Source organism: Streptomyces palmae (assembly GCF_004684805.1).
Classification (GTDB): domain Bacteria; phylum Actinomycetota; class Actinomycetes; order Streptomycetales; family Streptomycetaceae; genus Streptomyces; species Streptomyces palmae.
Window position 1 is genome coordinate 1 of sequence record NZ_SRID01000096.1, and the last position, 19,633, is coordinate 19,633.

Below are 19,633 nucleotides of genomic sequence, written 5' to 3' on the forward strand. Positions count from 1 at the left end.
TCCTTCGTCCACGCGCCACAGGGCGCCGGGTTCGGTCAGGGTCAGGTGCGGGGCGGTGGGGTGCGTCTCCGCTGGGCGCAGGGGTGGCGTGGGCTCCGTGGCCCGGGCCGGGTCCGGTTGCCCCGCCCCGGTGATCGGGAACACGTCCGCGGCGCCGGGTTCGGTCAGGGTCAGGTGCGGGGCGGTGGGGTGCGTCTCGGCCGGGCGCAGGGGTGGCGTGGGCTCCGTGGCCGGTCGCGCCGGTCCTTCCTCGTCCCCGCGTACCGCCGGGATGCCGTGGCTCATGGTCAGCCCGCCTTCACCAGATGGGCGTAGAGCCCGTTCGCGGCGAGCAGGTCGGTGTGGGTGCCCCGCTCGTGTATCCGTCCCTGCCGCAGCACGAGGATCTCCTCGCTGAGGCGCACGGTGCTGAGCCGGTGGGCCACCACGACGATCGCGCAGCCGCGGCGGCGTACCGCGTCGGTGACGGCGGCCTCCGTCTCGGCGTCCAGGGCGCTGGTCGCCTCGTCCAGGACGAGCAGGCGGGGGTCGCGCACCAGGGCCCGGGCGATCTCCAGCCGCTGCCGTTCGCCGCCGGAGAAGTTGCGCCCCGCCTCGGCGACCGCGGCGTGGATGCCGCCCTCCCGCGCGCTGACCACGTCGTAGACGGCCGCGTCCCGCAGCGCCGCGACGACCTCCTCGTCACTGATACCGGGATCCCACAGGGTGATGTTGTCGCGGACGGTGCCCTCGAAGAGCACGATGTCCTGGTCCACGAAGGCCACGGACGCGGCCAGCACCGCGGCGGCGGTCCGCTCGCGGTCCACCCCGTCGAGGGTGACGGTGCCCTGCCAGGGCCGGTGGAGGCCCGCGACCAGTCCGGCCACCGTCGACTTGCCGCTGCCGGACGCGCCGACCAGGGCGACCTGCTGCCCAGGACCGACGGAGAACGACACGTCCCGCAGCAGCGGCGGGGCCGTGGGGTCGTAGCCGAAGGTGAGCCCCTCCACGGCCAGCCGCCCGTCGAGCCGGCGGGGCGGCTCTCCCGGTGCGAGGGCGGTCGGGGTCCGGGCGGGGGAGTTCTCCACGTCCCGCAGGCGCGCCAGTCGCACGGTGAAGTCCTGGACCCTGCCGGAGGCCGCGGTGAGTTGGGCGACGGGCCCGCTGAACGCGGTGGCCAGCACCTGGAAGGCGACCAGCAGGCCGATCGTCACCTGGCCCGCCGCGGCCTGGAGCCCACCGATCAGCAGGATGAGGGAGCCGGTCACACCGGTCACGACCGGGGCCAGCGCCATCAGCCGGGCGCTCGGCGCGTCGGCCTGCTGGCGGCCGCTCACCACCTTGGCCAGTCGGCCCGCCCAGCGGCGGAACGAGGGCGCCTCGGCTCCGGTGGCCTTTACCGTCTCGATGGATCCCAGGGTGTGGAGGGAGTGGGCGAACAGCAGGGTCTCCTCGGTGGCGAGCCGGCTCACCCGGTCCGCCCGCGCCCTGGCGACCAGGCGCACGGCGGCCACGTTGACCAGGGACAGGCCGATGGTGAGGACGGCGAGCCAGGTGCTGTACGCGCACATCAGGACGGCGTACACCACCACGGCCAGCCCGTTGATCACCACACCGGACAGATCGGTCGACAGCGTCAGCGCGAGCTCTTCGTGCGAGGCCATGCGCCGGCTGAGATCGGCGGCACTGCGCTGGGCGAGGAAGGCGAGCGGCACTCTGAGCACATGGCGCAGGAACCGGGCGCTGTTCACGGTCGCGCTGACGAGCCGCACCCTGAGCAGGAAGGACTGGCGCAGCGCGGTCAGGGCGATGCCCGCCAGCACCGACCCCGCCATCGCCGCGAAGAACAGCGGCGGCACCCTCCCGTCCCCGGACAGGGCGGTGTCCACGAACGCGCGGTGGAACACGGGCAGGGCCGTGCCGGTGACGGTGAGCAGCAGCGCGCACAGGGCTCCGAGGGCGAGCAGCGCCCTGCTGCCGCGCAGCCTGGCCGCCAGCCCGGCGAAGGGCCCAGGGCGGCGCCCGCCGGGCCGGAAGCCGGGCCCGGGCCGCATGGTGAGGACCAGGCCGGTGAAGCCCTCGTCGAACTCGGCCGCCGTCACCGTCCGGTGCCCGCGCGCCGGGTCGTTGAGGTGGACCAGCTGCCGGCCGAACCGCCGGCCGCAGCCCTCGTACACCAGGAAGTGGTTGAACTCCCAGAAGAGGACGACCGGGGCCGCGGTGGCGGCCAGCCGGTCCGGTTCCATCCGCAGGCCCTGGGCCGTCAGCCCGTAGCCGCGTGCCGCCTTCAGCAGGCTGGACGCCCTGGCTCCGTCACGGGAGACCCCGCAGGCCGCGCGCAGTTCCTCCAGCGGTACGTACCGCCCGTGGTGCGCGAGGACGATCCCCAGGCTCGCCGCGCCGCACTCGGTGGCCTCCATCTGCTGGATGCCCGGGGTGCGCACCCGCCGGTGCCGGGGCCGGCCGACCGGCATCTACGAGACCACCCAGGAGATGGGCCTGATCGCGGGGAGGCGGACGTCGGCCCGGGCGCGGACGCGCGGGGTGACCGGGTGGGGCGGGCTGTCGCCCAGGGACCAGCGCAGTCCGTCGGTGGAGCGGGCGGTGGCCAGCCGCACGGTGACCCTGACCGAGGCACCGCGGGCCGCCAGTTCGCGCCCCAGTTCCGGGTCGCCGAGGAACCGCCCGATCTCCTCGCCGGTCTCGGGGGAGGGGGCGATCGAGGCGACGGCGCCGCGCAGCACTCCGTAGGTCCGCTCCGGTACGGTCTCCGGGCTCAGGTCGACCGGATAGCCCCGGTGGATCCGCTGGGCGTCCGCCGGCGACACGTAGAGGGCTGCCACCAGGGCCTCGCCTTGCCCCGCGGGCTCCATCACGGCCAGGGTCTCGCCCGCCTTGACGACGCGGCCGACGCCGGTCGGCAGGACCGTCACCCGGCCCCCGGCGGGCGCGGGCACGGACCGGTCCCCGGTGGCCGTGCGCACGGTGAACAGGGGGGTCCCGGCCGTGAACAGGGTGTCCTTGGCGGCGGACACCCGGGTGACCTGGCCTGCCACCGGGCTCTGCACGGTGAGGCTGCCCGCCGCGTGGGTGAAGACGGCCGGGGCGCGCACGCTGCGCGGGATGGAGCCGGTGCAGGCCCACACCGCGCCGGCCACGACGACCGCCGCGGTGACCACCAGCAGCAGCAGGGTCTGCGGGCGGGCGAGTTCGACGGGAGCGTCCGCGTCATGCGATCCGCCGAGCTTCGCCAGGGCCTGGCGCCTGAACTCCACGGAGGGACCTCCAAGGTGCGGGGCGGCTCGGACCGGCTGGCGGTGGCCTCCCGGAGGAGGCCACCGCTGTCAGCACCGGTGCCGGACTCAGGTGTTCAGCAGCCGGGGGATGGGCAGGGACGCGCCGGAGACGTCGTCCAGCTCCTCCTCGGAAATGACGACCTCGGAAACGCCGAGTTCGGCGTCCTCAAGCTCGATCTCGTTCTCGGGCATCATCCGATCTCCTTTTCTCCATCAGGGGGTTGAGATCTGACCCGCCCACTAAAACCGTCGCGCCGATCCCCTCGTCAACGGCCTCGGGGAAACCTGACGGTATCTCCTTCGGCACCGTGACCGGCCTCCGGCGAACCGGCCCGGGTGTCAGGGACTGCGGCGAACCACCCCCGCCCGCAGCAGCGTCCGCACCACCGAGACGGCCGCCGCCCCGCCCACCGCCGAGGGCATGTCACCGGCGCACCAGGGCTGTTCGTCATCCCGTTCCCAGCGCTCGGCCACGAAGTCCGCGGCAGGTCCGCCGAGGGTCAGGGCCGTGTCGCTCAGCCGCAGCCGCAGGCGGCCGTCCGGCAGCCGTTCGGCGTCGAAGAGGGACTCGTTCACCAGCACCACGCGCGTGGCCTCGTCGACGCGCGCGCCCAGTGCGGCGGCGGGTGACCGGTCGGGCTCCGGGTAGCTCCGGCGGACCGACAGCGCCACCTCCTCGGCCAGGCCGCGCGCGTCCAGCCGCGGCAGCGCCGCGAGCAGTTCGCCGAGGACCTCCGAGACGGTGGCCGCCAGCCGGTCGGGTTCCCGGTGCAGCCCCCAGGGCAGCTCCCGCCGGAAGCCGGTGAACTCCTCGTCGGGCGAGGCCAGGAGCCGTACCAGCTCGCCCGCGAGCCAGTAGCGGGTCAGCATGGGGACGAAGCCGACCGTCACATGCACCGAGGGTTCCTCGGTGGCGGTGCCGCTGTGCAGCCAGCCCCGGGGGATCCACAGCACGTCGCCGGGGCGCAGCCTGGTCTCCAGCGTGGCCGGTTCCCGCTCGAAGCGCGCCAGTTGCTCCGCGGTGGGGGAGTGGGTGGCGGACGTCTCGTGCGTCAGCGGATCGGCCAGCAGGGGTTCCCGTACCCGCCACACCTTGCTGCCCACCGTCTGGATGAGGAAGTTGCCCCGCTCGTCGTGGTGGAAGGGGAAGCCGGTACGGCCGGGCGGGGTCAGGAAGCCGGTGGCGAAGACCGGCAGCCCCACCTCGTGGGCCAGCCTCCGCCCGAAGTCGCCGACCGGGCGCCAGTACCGGTGCAGCGCGTCGAGGACGACCGTGGAGCCCTCCTCGAGCAGGGCGGACAGCGCCCCGGGCCGTACGTCCCCGGAGAACGGCCGCTCGATGGGCCGCCCGCCCCAGGTGTACTCGGACTCCGGCACGTTCTCGCCCCGGCGCACCACCCGGACGCGGTCCGCGGGCAGACCGTCGCGCAGGATCCGGTCGATGCCGTCCAGGTCCAGCAACCCCGTCAGCGGCGCGGCGGGCATGGACCACACCGCGGGCCGGTCCGGGGGAGCGGAGGCGAACTCCTTCGGGCTGGGGACGAGTCGGGCCAGCGCTCGGAACTGCACAGGGGTCTCCACGGTGCCGGGGGCCGTCATCACACGGGCGGGCGGCCGCGGCCGCCCGCCGTCCGTGCCGAGTGAATGCGCGGGAGCCGCGCCGGGGCAAGCCACCGCCGGAAGATTGCGGTCGGTCTTACGGGCGCCTTCCGGCCGTTGGGGCTTCCGGGGCCTTCACACCGGGGCCCCGAGAGCCGGGATGGCCGGGGGCGCCCCGTACCGTCCGGCCGCCCGAGTGCGCCCACTCGTTCGCGTACGGCCGAGAAGGTGACCGAAGGAGTTAGCCGCGGCCCTTGCCGGGGCGCCGGGCCCTTGCTCTGCTGGGCCGGGCCGGCCCCACTCCGGCCGGGCAGCCCCATGTCACGAGGCGGGATCGGCGGATTCATGACTGGCACGAACGGCACCGGTGGCACGAACGGCACCGACGGCACCTGCGGCAAGGACGGCGAGGACGGAGCCGACGGGGAACTGGTGGCGAATCCGCGCGTGGGCGTGGAGGTGCATCTGACGGTGCGGCGCCGGGACCGGACCCTGGAGCGCGTGCGGCTGCGCGGCCCCGAGGAACTCGCCCTCGCCGCGGCCCTGCTCGCCGACCGCGCCCCGGGCGACGGCGACGGCGAGGCCCGGCGGGAGGCGGCCGTCCGGCTCGGTCTGCTGGTGCCGCCGGGCGAGGTGCCGCTGAGCAAGGAGGCCCTGCGGTTCCGCTGCGACATCGACGAGGAACTCCTCGGGCTCCTCCCGCGCGAGGCCACCCGCCCCACCGCTCCGCCGCCGGCCGCCGAACTCCGGGTGAACCCGCGGTTGTTCGTCCAGGAGGGGGCGTCCTTGCCGGCGGAGATCGCCACCCGGGTGGAGCCGGGCAACAAGGTCGCCTCGGGGCCGTCCCGGTTCTCGACCGCGCGGCCCGTGGTCTGGGTGGAGGAACCGCGCTCGGGTGCGCTGATGCCCTTCTGGTGCGGCGGAACCTGGGGGAAGGACCTGCGGAGGCTGGCGGTAGAGGGGGCCGACCCGGTGGAACTGTCGCCCGGGAGCATCGGCCCCCTGCGACTCGCGGGCATCCTGCTGCCAGGCCCCGGCGCCGCCGCGGATCCGGTGCCCGGCCCGGCGGGCGAGGAGCCCGGCCGCGGCGGGGTCGGGGTGCTGCGGGGGGTCTTCAGCCCGCTGTTCCTGGCCGGCCTGCGCGGGTACTACCGCCGACTGCGTGCCGAGGGCTGCTTCCGGGAGGACACCGAGCAGGTGGCCGGGAAGCGCCAGGGGATGTACTGCGACGCGGTCACCCTCTTCCTCCAGCGCCAGTTGACGGCCGCGGTCGCCGCGTGGACGGGTGGCTCCGTCAAGCCGTCCTACACCTGGGTCATGACCTATCTGCCCGGCGCGGTCCTCGACCGCCACCGGGACCGCCCGCAGTGCCGCTGGAACGTCTCCCTGTGCCTCGACGCGGATCCGGAGACCGGGGACGGAGCCTGGCCCTTCCATGTCGCGGACGCGGGACGCGAGCACCGGGTCGACCTGGGCATCGGGGACGCCGTGATCTACAGCGGGACCGACCAGGACCACTGGCGCCCCGCGCTCGCCGACGGCCGCCACGTCACCATGGGGCTACTCCACTACGTGGACGCCGAGTTCACCGGCCCCCTGGGGTGAGTCCGGCGCCGGGCCCGGCTCGCCGCGACACGCCCCCGACGCCCTCTACTGCTACAAAGGATCATGTGGCTAGCATGGATAAATGTGCATATGCCATGCGTGCGGCCCGGGTGAGGCCACCCCCGACCAGGCGCCGAAGACCGCCGCAGCCTGCCCTTCTTCGCCGCCGCGAGCCGAGGCGGCGGGAGAGGGCGGGGCGATGCTTCACGAACGGGAAGCGGGCCTCGGCCTCGTCAGAACGGCGCTGAAGGAGGCGGAGGCCGGAGCGGGCTCGGCCCTCCTCGTCACCGGCGGAGCCGGGGTGGGCAGAAGCGCCTTTCTGCGCGCCGCCGCCGTGGAGGCCCGGCAGCTCGGCTTCACCGTGCTCCAGACGCACGGCAGCCACACCGAGCAGACGGAGCCCCTCGGCCTGTGCCGGCGGCTGCTCGCCTCCTCCTCGCGCGGGCCCGACCGGGGCACCCCCGCACCGCTCGGGCCGGACGGCGCGCACCGACTGGCCCTGATCGAATCCCGACTGCCCGAGGCACTGACCGGGCAACTGCCCTCCGGTGTCTTCGAGTCGCTGCTGCGCCTCCTGACGCCGAGCGAGCCGGACCGCCCCGTGCTCGTCCTCGTCGACGACGTCCACTGGGCCGACCCCTGGTCGCTCCGCTGGCTGACCAGACTCGCCGAGCGGGCCGGACAGCTGCCGCTGACCGTGCTGACCAGCCTGTGCCCGGGGGTGGACGGACCCTGCCCCGAGCTGCTGGAGGAGCTCTGCTTCGCGCAGGCCGACGAGATCAGGCTGGCCCGGCTGGGCGACGAGGCCGCCGCCGCACTCCTCCGCGAGCGGCTGGGCCGGTCCGTGGACGACTCCTTCGCCGCCGCCTGCTCCGCGGCCACCGGAGGCAACCCGATGCTGCTGTCCGCCCTCGCGGGAGAGCTGTCCCTGTCCGGCCGCGCGACGGACGCGGCGGCGGCGGAGGCGGTTCCCGGCATCGCCGTCGAGTCGATCGCCCGGCGCACCCACGTCCGGGTACGCCGGATATCCCCGCACGCGCTGGCGGTCTGCCGGGCCGTCGCCGTACTGGACCAGGACGCCACCCCGGAACGCATCAGCGAACTGACCGGGATCGACTCGCCCAGCGTCACCGCGGCGGTGACGGCCATGGCGCGGATGGGCCTGGTGGTCACCGGACACCCGGGCGTGCGGATCGGGCAGGCCCTGCTGCGCACCGCGGTCCTGGCCGCACTCCCCGCCGGCGAGCTGCGGGCGACGCACAGCCGGGCGGCCCGGCTGCTGTGGCGGCACCGGGCGCCCCGGAACGCCGTCGCACGGCACCTCATGGCGAGCCTGCCGCTGGCCGAACCATGGGCCCTGGACACCCTCCGCGCGGTGGCCGCCGAGCACCTGGCCGCGGGCGATCCGGTCGCGGCGGTCGGCCACCTCCGGCGCGCCCTCGACGAACCCGCCTCCGACGGACTGCGCACGGCCATCCTGCTCGACATCGGCGCGGCGGCCCTGCGCACCGACATCGACCGCGCCTTCGGCGACATCAGGGAGGCGCTGCGGCTGACCCCCGAGGCCCGCGAACGCCTCCAGGAGACCCCCGGACTGCTCGAACTGCTGTTCACCTGCGGCTCACGGGAGGACACCACCTGGCTGGCCGCCATGACGGCGGACAGCCGGGACGCGGCGGGCACCGGCCCGCTCACCGCGCGGACCGCCTGCTTCGCCCTGCGGGACGCCGGACCGGTCGGCCCGCCGCCGCCGGCCACCGGCGCGCGGAGCGCGGACGCGCTGACGAAGGCGTGCGCGGCGCTGGCCGCCGTACACCGCGGCCCCGCCTCCGAACGGCAGGTGCGGGCGGCCCGCCGGGCGATCGTCAGCCGCCCCGACACCCCCGCGGAGCTGCTGACCCATCTGCACACCGCCCAGGCACTCGCCTACCAGGGCCGGTTCAGCGAAGCCCTGCGGCTGTGCGCGGCCGCCCTCAAGGCCGCGCGGAACCAGCGGCACCGGCCGGTGGAGGCCTTCGCGCTCGCCCTCCGCGCCGAGGCCCGGCTGGCCACCGGCGCGGTGCCCGCGGCCCTGGACGACGCACGAGCCGCCGCCGCCCTGCTGCGCCCCCTGGGCGCCGACCCCGGCAGCGGTCTGGCGGTCCACGTCCTGACCCGGTGGATCCATGTCCTCACCGAGGCGGGGAGCTTCGAGGAGGCGTTCAGCGCGCTGGAGACCGCGGGGTACGCCACCGTCCAGCCCGAGGGGTACGCCGGCGCGCTGGTGCGCCTGGTCCGCGGACGGCTGCGCACCGCCGCCGGCTTCGTCCAGGAGGGCATCGCGGACCTGGCCGCCTGCGGCCGGTCGCTGCTGTCCTGGGGAGCCGACAACCCGGCCGTCGCCCCCTGGCGCTCGGCGACCGCCCTGGCCCTGGCGGCGCTGGGACGCGCGGCGGAGGCCCGCCGGCACACCGCCGAGGAGGCCGCCCTGGCCGAGGCGCTGGGAAACCCGGCCCCGCTGGGCAGCGCCCTGACGCTCGCGGCCTCACTGGCCGGCCCACCGGAACTGCACACCGCGGAGCGGGCCGTCACCGTGCTGAGGGCCTCGGAGGCCAGGCTCGCCCTCGCCCGCGCGCTGGTGGTCCAGGGCACACTGCTGCGGCAGGACCGGCAACTACCCGGCGCCCGCCGGGTGCTGCGGGAGGCCGCGGACCTGGCACAGGAGATCGGACACCAGCCGCTGACCGAGGAGGCGCGCGCCGAACTCACCGCCGCCGGAGGCCGGTTGAGGAAGAGCCACCGCCCCGGGATCAGCGGACTCACCGAGGCCGAACGCCGCGTGATCGAGATCGCCGCGACGGGCCGGACCAACCGCGAGATCGCCAAGCTCCTCTTCGTCCAGGTCCGCACCGTGGAGGTGCACCTCACCCACGCCTACCGCAAGTTGGGCATCAGCGGCCGCGGCGAACTGGAACAGGTCCTGCACCCCCAGGGCCCGGCCTCCCAGACCGCCCCCTGCCGCCACGATCCCCCGGCACCACGGGCCCAGCCGAGGACCGAAAGGTACACCGAGGACTTCGCCGGGCGTTCGTTGACTCCCCGGTCGGCACGCCCCCAGGATGCCGAGTGCGGCAGCGGATGCCGAGTCCCGGAGAACCGTCTTCGACGAGGATGAACCAGTGCCTGATGCGGCGGAACCCTGGATCGCGTTCCATCCGGACACCCGTGTCCTGGCCTACCCGGACCGGCTCGTGGTCTACCGGGACCCGCGCTCCTACGTGCTGCGCGGGCTCTCCCCGGCGGTCAGGGACGTCCTGCTCGGCCTCGGCTCCTCCCGCGCCCGGGCGGAGGAGGTGTTCGCCGCGCTCCCCGGCCCGGCCGACCGCCGGAGCCTGCGCCGCGTGCTGGACCGCGTCGGCCACCTCCTGGTACACCATCTCGGCCCCGAGGAGCGGACCCTGATGTCGGTGGTACCGCTGCGGGCGGTACCACCGGCACTGCCCCCGCCGCTCGCCGAGGACACCCCCGTCCGCCTGTCCCGGTTCGCCCTGCTGCGCCTGCTCGACGGCGCCTTCGTGCTGGAGTCCCCCCGCTCCCCGGTCCGGATCGAACTCGCCGACCAGGCCGCCCACGCGCTCGTCCTCGCTCTCGGACAGCCGCGGACCGCCGCGTGCCTGGCGCGGAGCACGGGGCTGGAGCTCGCGGCGGTGCGCCGGATCACCGGCGTACTGGTGGGGCTGCACCTGGCCGGCACCGCCGCGGAGACGGGGCCGGCGGCACCCTCCGCGCCGCCCGGAGCGGCCGTGCTCCGCGAGGACACGGACCAGGTGCTGCGGCAGTGGGACTTCCACGACCTCCTGTTCCACGCCCGCAGCAGACCCGTGCAGGCCACCACCCCGCGCTTCCTCCACCGGATCCGCCCCCAGCCCGCCGTCAAACCCCGGCCGCCGGGTACCGCCGTCGCCCTGCACCGGCCCGCGTCACCGGACCTGGCACCGCACGAGCCCGGCCTCACCTCCGTACTGGAGACCTGCCGGGCCACCACGGACTACGGTCCCGACCCGCTGCGGGCCGAACAACTGGGGGAGTTCCTCTACCGGGCGGCCCGGGTCCGCAGCCGGCACGGAACACGCCCCGGCCTGTACTACGAGTGGGACACCCGCCCCCTGTACGACACGACCTCCCGGCCCTACCCCAGTGCGGACTCCTCCTACGAGCTGGAGCTGTATGTGACGGTCCGCCGCTGCGAGGCCCTGCCGCGGGGCGTGTACCACTACGACCCGGTCGGCCACCGCCTGACGGCACTGGAGTCCCGCGAGGAGGACGGCGCCGCCCTGCTGAACCGGATCAGGCGGTTCCACCGGGCGGAACCGGATGTGCTGATCACGGTGACCTCCCGCCTGGGACGGCTCTCCTGGAACCACGAGGCGATCTCCTACGCGCTGACGCTCCAGCACCTGGGCATCCTCCAGCAGACCATGTACCTGGTGGCCACCGCCATGGGCCTGGCGCCGTGCGCGGTGCGGGCGGTGGCCGAACCCGAGACGGTCGCCCGCGTCCTCGGCCTCGACGAGCCGGGCGAGGTCCCGGTCGGCGAGTTCCTGCTGGGGAGCCTCGCCCCGGAGGCGACGGGCGAGGCGGCGCGCCGGTGCGTCGACGGCTGGGAGGCGGTCAACGACCCCGACTGGACCCCGCGGGACCGGGAACCGTCCCCGGCCGCGGAGCACGGCGGCGGTCCCGGAGACGGCGACAGCCACGGAAGGACATGACCCTTGGAACCTCCCAGGACCCCGCCCGGCCCCCTCGAACCGGACGAGCTGCCGCTCATCGCCTACGCGGCACAGGACGAGGCGTCCGCGATGCCCATCGTCCCCGCCCCCGTCCAGCGGGAGTGGATCGCCGCCACCCATGAGGGCTTCGCGCGGCGCTGCCTGCCGCTGATGATGGCCAACCAGTCCGAGTGGTGGCTCCTCAACAACAGGACGTTCACCGTGGAGTGGGAGGGGCACGTCCACGCGTCCAGCCTCCACGTCCGCTACGCGGAGCCGGAGGGGACGGAGTTCGCGTTCAGCAATTTCGGGCACGGCGTCCTCACCTTCCACATCCCGTACCTCTTCCGGACGCCACCGGGCTGGAACCTCCTCGCGCGAGGCCCGGCCAACCGGCCCAAGGACGGTGCGACCGCGCTGAGCGCGGTGGTCGAAACGGACTGGACACACGCCTTCTTCACCATGAACTGGCAGGTGACACGCCCCTTCCAGGAGATCGAGTTCCGCGCCGGCGAGCCCGTGTGCGCCATCGTCCCCCAGCGCCGGGACGAACCCGCGCGCTTTCGCCCCGAGATCCTGCCGCTGGCCGGTTCGGCGGAGGAGGAGGGGTACCGGGAGTTCGCCACCAGCCGGGAGCGGTTCAGCGAGGAACGGGTCGTCCCGGGCACCCCGGCGTACGCCGCCAAGTGGCAGCGGCACTACCTGCGCGGCGAGTCCGTCGGCGGCGCGCGCTTCCCGGACCACCGGCGGAAGCTCGGGCTGCGGCCGTTCTCCGGGCCCACCGCCCCCGATCCGGCCCCGCGCGCGGACGCGGAGCGGGCCGATCCGCTCCCACCCGAGGAGACAGGGGAACCGGAGTGATGCGAGACAACCGCCTGCTGGGGACCCTGACGGTCCCGGTCCCGCAGCAGGACTTCCTCGACCGGTACTGGGGACAGCGGCCGCTGCACATACCGCGGGACGACCCCGGGCACTTCTCGGACCTGCTGACCCTGGACGACTTCGACACGGTCCTCGCCCTCTCCGGCCCGGACTACGCCCAGTTCGGGGTGATCGAGGGCCGCAGGATGGACCCGGTCGGCGAGGGCGGCACCCTCGACGGCGTCTATGAGGCGTTCCGCGCGGGCGCCAGCCTCCGGGTGGCCCACACCGAGGCCCGCTGGGAGCCGCTCCAGCGCCTGACCGAGGAGCTGGGAGCCGCCCTCGGCGCCCGGGTCTGGGTCAACTCCTACCTCACGCCCGCGGGCGACCGGCAGGCGTTCCCACCGCACTGCGACCGGGAGGACGTCTTCATCGCGCAGATCCACGGGGCCAAGCGCTGGCGTCTGTACGGCACCCGGCAGCACCTGCCGCTCCAGGGGAGGATGTACCAGGAGAGGACCAAGGACGCGGCCAAGTACGAGCAGGAGATCGTCCTTCGGCAAGGAGACACCCTCTACCTGCCGCGCGGGGTCATCCACGCGGCCTCGTCCCTCGACACCGTCTCGCTCCACTGCACCGTGACCGTCGAGCAACTGCTGTGGTCGGCGGTCATCAGCGAGGCGATGGAGCAGGTCTTCGAGGAGGACGTGGACTTCCGCAAGGAGCTGCCACCCGGCTTCGCCGACGACCCGGCGGCACTGGAGGAGGTCGCGCGCACCCTGCGGTCCCTGCTCGACACCCTCCACGAACGGCTGTCCCCGCGGGCCATCGCCCAGCAGGCGGCCTCCCGCGCCCGGAAACTCCAGCCGGTGGCACCGCGGGGCCGGCTGGTCGAACTCGCCGCCCGCGACGTGCGGGACGACCGCCTGGACCCGTAGTGGCCGATGCCCCAGACCCGACGAGAACAGCGGAGGTCCCCGTGCACTACCGAGCGCTCTCGAAGATCGTCCCCTTCCCGCGGGAGTTCGCGACCTCGCCGCCGACCCGGCCCGAGGTGTGGTCGATGCCCGCCGAGCCGCTGACCGCGCTGCTCGGCCTGGACGACTTCGACCGCATGCTCCAGGACGGCGTACCCGCCGGCGTGCTGCGGGTGGTCCGCGCGGGGGAGGAGGTGCCGCCCGCGGAGTACACCTGGGGCGAGCGGCCGATCGAGCGGCCCTTCGCCGAGGTGGTGCGGCCCGGCGCCGTCACCCGGCTCCTGGACGGCGGGGCCACCGTGGTCCTCGACGCGATCCACCGGTTCTGGCGGCCCATCGGCGACCTCGGCAGACGGCTCGCCTACGAGGTGGGCCTGCCCGCCTCCGCCACCGGCTTCCTCACCCCGGCCGGCCACCCCGGCTTCCCCTTCCACCACGACGAGGGAGGCAACCTCCTGATCCAGACCGTGGGCAGCAAGACCTGGGAGGTCCGGGAGCCGCTCATCCGCGACCCGCTGCCCCACGAGACCCTCCGCAGGAGCGTCCCCACCGAGCGGCAACTGGAGCCCGAACTCCGCAGACCGCCGGCGCTGAGGACCACGCTGCATCCCGGGGACGTGCTGTGGATCCCCCGGGGCTGGCTGCACAGCGGCACCGCCACGGACGAGCCGTCCGTGCACGTGTCCCTGGGCTTCGTCCCCATGCTCACGCGCTACTGGCTGGCCGGGAAGCTCGTCGAACGGCTCGACGCGCAGCGGCCCGAGTTCGCCGGGCTGCGCCGGGAACTGCCCTGGGGCGTCATGAGGCGCCCCGGGGAACTGGCGGAGATCGTCTCCGAGGTGGTCAAGGAGCTGGCCGAGGCGCTGCCGCTGCTGGACACCCCCGCCGTGTCGGCCGACCTGTCCACGCAGCTGCGCCGCAGCTTCCTGGAGCCGCCCCGCACACCCGCCGCGACCGCGGCCGGAGCCCGGATCGACGCCGACACCCGCGTGGTGACGGTCACCGAGAGCCTGTTCGCCACCCACCGGCTCCCCGACGGCCGCCTGCGGCTCCTCCTGGCGGACAGCTCGCTGACCCTCAGCGGTGCGGCGGCCGACTTCCTGGAGGCCCAGTGCGAACGGGACTCGGAGGAGCCCTGGTGCGCGAGGGACCTGACCCCGGACGTGGCGGAGGCGGCGGCCGTCTCGGTGGTGACGACCCTGCTACGGGCCGGGGTCGTCCGCCGACAGCGGTAGCCCGCCGGCGTCCCCGCGCGGGAGATTCCGGACCCGCCGTACGGGAGGGCGCCGACGGTTCGTACGAGCCGTCCCGCTCGTCGGCTCGTCGAGGCGGCGACCGAGGCCGGGACGCCGACCCGACGGGCAGGACGGGCCTGGGCTCGGCAGGCCCCGTTCGTCCTGTGCGGGGGAGCGGTCCGGGATGGCCGGAGCGGCGCCGCGGCAAGCGGCACCTGGGCTCGGGGACGTACTCCGTCCGCCGGCGCCCGACCCTAGGGCCCTCGGCTGCGCACCGTTGCCCCCCGCGGCGGGTGTTGCGGCGCAACAGACCGGCAACGGTTCTCCGCGCCCCCCGCGTTGGCCTGCGCGGACGGACCCTCCCGCACGGCGGGCCGGCACGGCAACGCCAGGCGTCGGCGGGCTTCTTCCGTGATCACGCGGCGCAACGGTCTCAGCACGCTCCATCCTGGTGGTCAGCCCATCCCGCGAACCGCTGGACGGGCAGTCGACTCCCGTCTGCTGTCGGCGGGTTGGATGGATGGAGAGACGGTGGACCAGCGCTTGCTCCCCCTGCGGACGGCCTTGATATTGCTGCTCGCCTCGCTGACCGGCGTGGCGGTGGGGATCCTGACCGCGCTCGCCGGGGACGGCGCGCCGCGCAGCGTGCTGGGAGGTCTGGCCGCGGCCGGGCTGGCGGTGCCGTTCTTCGACCGCGTCATCGCGAGCGATCCCGGCGAGGAGCGGCGGCGCGAGAGCGAGCGCGCCGGTGCCCGGGAGGGGAACGGGAATGGCTGAGCTGCACCCGCTGGGTGAGGATCTCGCGGAGGAGTCCCGGGCGCTCGCCCAGGCCCTGCGGGAGATGTTCGAGGGGCTGGAGGTGTCGGTGCGGCGCTACGCGGCCAGACGCCATCGCGATCCGGGGACGCTCTCTCGCTATCTGAACGGAACCCGGTTGCCTCCCTGGCAGGTGATCATGGACTTGTTCACGGACCTCGCCGAACACCGCGGAACCGCCGTCACCACCGAGGCCATCGAGTTCGTCCGCGGACTGTACGGATCGGCCGTCGACGCCGGCTCGTCCACGAAGAACGCGGTGGAGATCCTCGAGCAGCAACTGGCCGACGCCGACCGGGTCTCCCGGCGCTCCAGCGTCCGCGGCGACGTACTGGGCGACGCCCTCCTGGACCGCACCCACCGCATCGCGGACCTGGAAGTGCGCCTGAACCAGCTGGAGGCCGAGCGCAAGGCGGAGCGCGAGCGGGCGGACCAGCTCGCGGCGACCCATTCCGACGTCTCCCAGCTGCTGGAGGAGCGCGACGCCCTGCAACGGGAAGCGGCGAGACTGGGCGCGGAACTTCGCGTGGCCAAGGAGCAGCGCGCCGCCGCGGAGGCCCGCTGCGAGCTGCTCGAACGACAGCTGGAAGCCATCGAGCGCCCAGTGGCCGCACTCCCCGCCGCGGTGCCCCGGGACATGCCCAAGATCCTCATCGTGGACGACCAGGTCGACAACCTGCTCGCCATGACGGCGGTCCTGGGGACGCTGGACCAGGAGCTCGTCACCGTCTCCTCCGGCCGGGAGGCGCTCAAGGCGCTGCTCGACCACGACGACTTCGCCGTCATCATCATGGATGTGCAGATGCCGGAGATGGACGGGTACGAGACCGCCGCGCACATCAAGCGCCGCCCTCGGACCCGCGATGTGCCGATCATCTTCCTGACCGCGATGGGCGCCGACCCCGAGCACTCCGCCCGCGGGTACGCGGCCGGCGCCGTCGACTACATCAGCAAGCCCTTCGACCCGTGGGCCATGCGCGCCAAGGTGGCCGTCTTCACCGCCATCCACCTCGAACGCCGTGCCGGACGATTCGACCACGTCCACTGACCCGCGAGCCCGGGCGCGGTGTCACCGGGACCCGGTGGCCCCGCCCCGGGCCGCGGCACCGGAGCCGGCGACCAGCCGGTGGCGGACCCATGCGCGGACGGTACGAGCCCACGGAGCAGGGGTCAGCGGCCGAGCAGCGACTCCGCCATCGCGATGGCGGACGGGGCAAGAGCGGTCCGGCCGTCGTCGATGTCCCACAGCGAGTTCTGCAGCAGCCGCCCCAGCGTCCAGCCGGTGGCGCGGGCGCGGTCCAGGCCGAGGACCTCGGTGAGCAGGTCGAAGCGGCGCCGCACCACGCGCGGGGCATCGCCCCTGGCGGCGAGGTCGTCCCAGCCGCTGTCCAGCGCGGGCCACAGGTCGAAGCCGGGGTCTCCGGCGAGCGGTTCGGGATCGATGGCGAGCCACGGCTCACGCTGCGCGGCGAGGACGTTGCCGTAGTGCAGATCCCAGTGCAGCATCCGGTCTCCGGGCTCGCCGACCAGCTCGGCCACCGCAGACGCCCAGCCGCGCAGCAGCCGCCGGTGCGCGGGGTCGGCCAGGGCCGTGACCGCCCGCGGAACCAGGTCCAGCATCTCGGTGGCGATGTCGCCGAGGTGGCGCAGTCCCTCGGGCGCTCGGACACTGAGCAGTCGGGCATGGAGCCCGGCGAGGATGCCCATCGCGAGGTCGTCGTCCTCGACCGAGGCCAGTGTGCGGGTGGCGTCCAGCCGCTCCAGCAGCATGGTGCTGCTGACGGGATCGTGGTCGAGCAGCCGCACGATCCCCCGGCCGTTCCAGGTGCGCAACCCGATGAGGGCGGCGGTGGTCTCCTCTCTGGGCATCTGCAGTTTGAGCACCGCGCGTGTGCCGTGGTGACACAGCACCGGCACCACCAACGAGGCCTCCCCGGCCCCGACCGCGCCGTCCCGTCGCAGCTCCCAGCGGTCCAGGAACTCTGCCACCAGAGCCGGTAGCCCGGCGATCCAGGCCCTGCCCTCCTCGCCGAAGCCCCTGGCGTACGACACCGCCAGCGACCGCGGGACCTCAACCGCCTCCAATGTGCTTCCTTCCCCTGGGAACCGCCTTTCCCCACCAGCCTGCCAGAGCACCGCGAACGCCCCGACCACCTCGCCTACGCATCGAGCGGGAAGCGGTAGACGGTGGACTGCCGGGGCTGGAAGCCGAGCCGCTCGTACAGCCGGTTCGCCGCCGCACGATCCGGTCGGGAGGTGAGATCGACCGTCCGGGCACCCGCCTCCCGGGCGAGCCGCAGGGCCTCCTGGATGAGAAGGCCGGCGACTCCCCGGCCTCGCGCCGCGCTGTCGACGACCACGTCTTCGACACGGCCCCGCACACCGGCCGGCAAGGGAACAAGCACCAGTGTCAGGGTGCCGACGATCGCGTCGGGAGTGCGGGCGACCAGCACGGTGTTGGCATCGCAGGCCACCATCCGGTCGAGCGCCGCGCGGTCGAGCGGCTTGGCGGTCGAGGACAACTGCGGAAGCAGTCTGCCGAAGGCGTCGACGAGCTCCTGACTCGCCTCCGCGATGACCTCTACACGAATGTCCATGCCAGGAGCCTATCCATCGACCGGCGCCGCACAGCCGCTGCGGCGGACGGGCCGTCGCCGACCACTCACCCCGCCACACGGTCGCCCCGATCGGACCGCCGGACTCACCCCAGGTCGAAGAGGTTGCGCAGCCCCAGCCGGTAGCGGGCTTCGTCGGTCCGCTTGAGGGGTTCCAGCTCCGGCGGCTGGTAGAGCGTGCGGATGACGCACCGCCCCGCGCTCGAACCGTCCGCGGCCAGCAGCGCGTTGACGGCCTGCCGCCCCGTCTCGTTCGCCCCCTCCATGGTGGCCAGGTCCATGTCGTTGCGCACATAGTCGCCGGCGAGGAAGAAGTTGGGGATGGCGGTGCCCGAGGTGGGGCGGTGGTGCAGCGTTCCGCTCGGGTGGATCAGCAGCTGTTCGTCATTGGTCGGCTTCGGGCCGCCGAGTCCGTCCACGGCCGGGTCCATGAACCAGGAGTGGATCAGCTCGTCGCGCAGCACGCTGCGTCCCCGGTCGTTGAGTCCGGCCTTCATCTGCGCCCAGACCTCCCGGACGACCTCGTCCTTGGTACACTCCTTGGCCTTCTTGCCGTACAGGATCCCCGGCTTGTCCCACTCCGAGACGATGGTGGACAGGCAGTCGGCGACCGTGCCGTCCCCGTAGTCGGCGGGGAAGTCGCGCTCCGGCCACATCTGCGCCTGGCCGATCGAGGTGATCGACCACGGGGTGTCGACGTGGTTGAGGTGTCCGTGCACGATCGGCAGCGGTTCGCGCAGATAGAACTGGATGCCGGTCATCCAGTCCGTCTCCAGCGCCGAGCACCGGCCCAACTGCGGATCCGCCGCGCGCATGCCCGGCGTCCAGGTGGGCCGCGCGTGCTCCACCGGCATCGCGCTGAGGTAGTAGTCGGCGGTGATGGTGCGGTTCCCGCCCGTCCGCGGGTCCTTGACGACCGCTCCGGTGATCTCCCCGCCCTGGAACTCCAGCCGGACCAGCGGTGCCCCGGTGACGAACCGCACCCCCAGACTCCGCAGAAGGGCCAGCCACGGGTCGATCCACGCCTCGTTGGTGGGCGCGTTCAGAACGCGGTCCGGCTGCCCGTCGTTCCCCCGTCCCAGGACGTTGAAGAGGAACGCCTCGAAGATGTGCGCCACCGTGTGGGCGCTGGCCACTTCCGCCTTGGTGGCGACGACGTTGCGGGTGAGCCCGATCGCCAGCAGCCGCTGGTAGTCCGAAGACATCCGCTCCGCCCGGATGTACTCCCACCAGCGTGTCCCCTCCCACTCCTCCACCCGCCGCCGCTCGCAGCTGGTGAGGTACACCAGCAGCCGCTCGGCGAAGTACACCACCTCCGTCATCGGCAGCCGCAGCACCGTGTCCAGTGCCCCGGTGAGGATCTGGCGCAGTGCCTCGGGGGTGATGGCGGACGGCGGGGCGTCGAGCGTGCGGAAGGGGAACCGCAGCTCCGGCCGGCCCCCGGTGCGGGGCAGCAACTCCTCCGTGGCATCGACGAGATTGTCCTTGCAGCCGTTGCGGTTGCCGGGGAACGGAATGCGGCTGAGGGTCTCCGGAAGGTTCTGGTAGAAGCCGGGGAAGAACCGGAAGCCGTGCTCCCCGGGGAGCGGTCGCCGCCCGCCCGTACCGGTGCCCGGCACGTCCATGCTGCGCGCCTTGCCACCGAGGCCGGTGGGCTTCCGTTCGTAGACGGTGACCCGGTAGCCGCGCTCGGCCAGCTCGTGTGCGGCGGTCAGCCCGGCGACCCCGCCCCCGAACACGGCGACGGTACGGGGCGTTGCCGCGCGCCGTCCGCCGGCGCGCGTGGCGGCGGTGGCCGGGGCCGCGGTCAGCGCCGCCGCGGCTCCGGCCGCCGCCCCGGCGGCGAGGAACCGGCGTCGGCTTCCGCCGTCGCGGGAGGGAGCGGGTACGGAGGGAGGGCGG

The 19,633-nt window shown here is 74.1% G+C and carries 15 protein-coding genes and 1 pseudogene; 8 read left to right on the top strand and 8 right to left on the bottom strand.

All coding sequences use genetic code 11. The features are described 5' to 3' along the window. The 5 genes and pseudogenes from E4099_RS13020 to E4099_RS13035 all read right to left on the bottom strand — a co-directional run. Positions 1–285, bottom strand: a pseudogene (locus tag E4099_RS13020) (hypothetical protein); the annotation flags it as partial. 2 nt (positions 286–287) lie between these two features. Further along, the gene (locus tag E4099_RS13025; protein WP_135339184.1) at positions 288–2,453 is read right to left on the bottom strand and encodes an NHLP family bacteriocin export ABC transporter peptidase/permease/ATPase subunit; all 2,166 of its coding nucleotides are present in this window, start codon (positions 2,451–2,453) and stop codon (positions 288–290) included. Then, complete coding sequence (locus E4099_RS13030) at positions 2,454–3,254, bottom strand: HlyD family efflux transporter periplasmic adaptor subunit (protein WP_135339185.1); 801 nt, start codon at positions 3,252–3,254, stop codon at positions 2,454–2,456. An 87-nt stretch (positions 3,255–3,341) separates the two neighbouring features. Further along, a complete protein-coding gene (locus E4099_RS34830; protein WP_280923501.1) occupies positions 3,342–3,470 on the bottom strand; it encodes a hypothetical protein in 129 nt (42 codons plus the stop codon). A 144-nt stretch (positions 3,471–3,614) separates the two neighbouring features. Further along, positions 3,615–4,844: a JmjC domain-containing protein gene (locus E4099_RS13035; protein ID WP_167828360.1), complete on the bottom strand. Its 1,230-nt coding sequence runs from the start codon at positions 4,842–4,844 to the stop codon at positions 3,615–3,617. A 375-nt stretch (positions 4,845–5,219) separates the two neighbouring features. Between E4099_RS13035 and E4099_RS13040 the strand changes: the two genes are divergently transcribed. The 8 genes from E4099_RS13040 to E4099_RS13075 all read left to right on the top strand — a co-directional run bounded on the left by E4099_RS13040 (position 5,220) and on the right by E4099_RS13075 (position 16,164). Further along, a complete protein-coding gene (locus tag E4099_RS13040) occupies positions 5,220–6,479 on the top strand; it encodes a hypothetical protein (protein WP_135339187.1) in 1,260 nt (419 codons plus the stop codon). Positions 6,480–6,678: 199 nt separating this feature from the next. Beyond that, positions 6,679–9,633, top strand: coding sequence for an ATP-binding protein (locus tag E4099_RS13045; RefSeq protein ID WP_167828361.1), 2,955 nt, complete (start codon positions 6,679–6,681; stop codon positions 9,631–9,633). 4 nt (positions 9,634–9,637) lie between these two features. After that, a complete protein-coding gene (locus E4099_RS13050) occupies positions 9,638–11,227 on the top strand; it encodes a SagB family peptide dehydrogenase (RefSeq protein ID WP_167828362.1) in 1,590 nt (529 codons plus the stop codon). Positions 11,228–11,230: 3 nt separating this feature from the next. Continuing rightward, positions 11,231–12,088 carry a DUF6065 family protein gene (locus E4099_RS13055; RefSeq protein WP_135339190.1) on the top strand — a complete coding sequence of 286 codons (858 nt, stop codon included), beginning with the start codon at positions 11,231–11,233 and terminating at the stop codon, positions 12,086–12,088. After that, a complete protein-coding gene (locus tag E4099_RS13060) occupies positions 12,088–13,026 on the top strand; it encodes a cupin domain-containing protein (protein WP_135339191.1) in 939 nt (312 codons plus the stop codon). The genes E4099_RS13055 and E4099_RS13060 overlap by 1 nt, the downstream gene beginning before the upstream one ends. 41 nt (positions 13,027–13,067) lie before the next feature. Continuing rightward, entirely contained in the window at positions 13,068–14,300 is a 1,233-nt protein-coding gene (locus tag E4099_RS34835; protein ID WP_135339192.1) for a JmjC domain-containing protein, read from the top strand. 531 nt (positions 14,301–14,831) lie between these two features. Further along, complete coding sequence (locus E4099_RS13070; RefSeq protein ID WP_245244805.1) at positions 14,832–15,077, top strand: hypothetical protein; 246 nt, start codon at positions 14,832–14,834, stop codon at positions 15,075–15,077. Next, a complete protein-coding gene (locus E4099_RS13075; protein WP_135339193.1) occupies positions 15,070–16,164 on the top strand; it encodes a response regulator in 1,095 nt (364 codons plus the stop codon). The genes E4099_RS13070 and E4099_RS13075 overlap by 8 nt, the downstream gene beginning before the upstream one ends. 122 nt (positions 16,165–16,286) lie before the next feature. Here the strand turns inward: E4099_RS13075 and E4099_RS13080 are convergent, their stop codons facing one another. The 3 genes from E4099_RS13080 to E4099_RS13090 all read right to left on the bottom strand — a co-directional run. Further along, positions 16,287–17,201, bottom strand: a complete 915-nt coding sequence (locus E4099_RS13080) for an aminoglycoside phosphotransferase family protein (protein WP_386388978.1) — start codon at positions 17,199–17,201, stop codon at positions 16,287–16,289. Between the two features lie 74 nt (positions 17,202–17,275). Beyond that, positions 17,276–17,713 (bottom strand): GNAT family N-acetyltransferase, encoded by a 438-nt coding sequence (locus E4099_RS13085; RefSeq protein ID WP_135339194.1) that lies wholly within the window; start codon positions 17,711–17,713, stop codon positions 17,276–17,278. Positions 17,714–17,817: 104 nt separating this feature from the next. Beyond that, positions 17,818–19,633 (bottom strand): hydroxysqualene dehydroxylase (locus E4099_RS13090; protein WP_245244806.1); only part of this gene is annotated, 1,816 nt, incomplete at its 5' end.

Excerpts from the sequence above, each read along its gene's own strand:
- E4099_RS13060 (WP_135339191.1), top strand. The coding sequence starts at position 12,088 with ATGCGAGACAACCGCCTGCTGGGGACCCTGACGGTCCCGGTCCCGCAG.
- E4099_RS13075 (WP_135339193.1), top strand. The coding sequence starts at position 15,070 with ATGGCTGAGCTGCACCCGCTGGGTGAGGATCTCGCGGAGGAGTCCCGG.
- E4099_RS34830 (WP_280923501.1), bottom strand. The coding sequence starts at position 3,470 with ATGATGCCCGAGAACGAGATCGAGCTTGAGGACGCCGAACTCGGCGTT.
- E4099_RS13025 (WP_135339184.1), bottom strand. The coding sequence starts at position 2,453 with ATGCCGGTCGGCCGGCCCCGGCACCGGCGGGTGCGCACCCCGGGCATC.
- E4099_RS13085 (WP_135339194.1), bottom strand. The coding sequence starts at position 17,713 with ATGGACATTCGTGTAGAGGTCATCGCGGAGGCGAGTCAGGAGCTCGTC.
- E4099_RS13045 (WP_167828361.1), top strand. The coding sequence starts at position 6,679 with ATGCTTCACGAACGGGAAGCGGGCCTCGGCCTCGTCAGAACGGCGCTG.
- E4099_RS13040 (WP_135339187.1), top strand. The coding sequence starts at position 5,220 with ATGACTGGCACGAACGGCACCGGTGGCACGAACGGCACCGACGGCACC.